This window comes from Thiolapillus sp. (assembly GCF_048562965.1).
Classification (GTDB): domain Bacteria; phylum Pseudomonadota; class Gammaproteobacteria; order Chromatiales; family Chromatiaceae; genus Thiolapillus; species Thiolapillus brandeum_A.
The window spans coordinates 1-721 of sequence record NZ_JBHNMF010001289.1 but is presented as its reverse complement, the minus strand read 5'-3'; the positions used below and the strand labels follow the sequence as shown (position 1 = coordinate 721).

The window sequence follows — 721 nt, the reverse complement described above, 5'->3', positions numbered from 1 at the left end:
TTCATTCAAACAGGGACGCACATGCCTATCCACACACTCTGGGTCGATGCTGACGCCTGCCCGGTCGTCATCAAGGAGATCCTCTACCGTGCAGCCGGGCGGCTGGAGATACCGCTGGTACTGGTGGCCAACCAGCCCCTGCAGGTGCCGGGCTCACGGCATATTCGTACCGTACAGGTTGCAGCAGGCTTCGACGTGGCAGACAACTACATCGTGCAGCAGGCACAACCGGGTGATCTGGTGATTACCGCAGATATCCCCCTGGCGGATGAGGTCATCAGCAAAGGTTGTACAGCGCTCAGTCCCAGGGGGGACCTCTATACGAAAGAAAACATCCGCCAGCGTCTGAACATGCGGGATTTCATGGATACGCTGCGCAGCAGTGGAGTGAACACCGGCGGTCCGCCACCGCTCAACCAGGGCGACCGGCAGGCTTTTGCCAATCAGCTGGATCGGCTGCTGAGCAGGCACAAGAGGGAATAAATACGACATCACTGGCATCTCTCCTGCGATAACCACAGGAGGAGAACCATGAGAACAATACGCTTCACCAAACCCGGGCTGCTGATTGCCGCCTCGGCACTGCTGTTGTCCAGCAGCCTTGCCCTCGCATCGAAAGATGCAGGCCATAGCAAGGACTACCGCACTTTTCACAGCAACGGAAAGATCGCCTATGGCAAAATCCAGGATTCCTACAATGCCGATCTGAGCATGTACCTAG

Annotated in this window: 2 protein-coding genes; both read left to right on the top strand. The window is 57.1% G+C overall.

Annotated elements, in window-relative coordinates; translation table 11 throughout:
* The first annotated feature begins 21 nt into the window (after positions 1-21).
* Positions 22-483: a YaiI/YqxD family protein gene (locus tag ACOCD2_RS23880; RefSeq protein WP_293646745.1), complete on the top strand. Its 462-nt coding sequence runs from the start codon at positions 22-24 to the stop codon at positions 481-483.
* A 48-nt stretch (positions 484-531) separates the two neighbouring features.
* Positions 532-721, top strand: a 190-nt coding sequence (locus ACOCD2_RS23875) for a hypothetical protein (RefSeq protein WP_293646743.1), incomplete at its 3' end; no start/stop codon positions are given.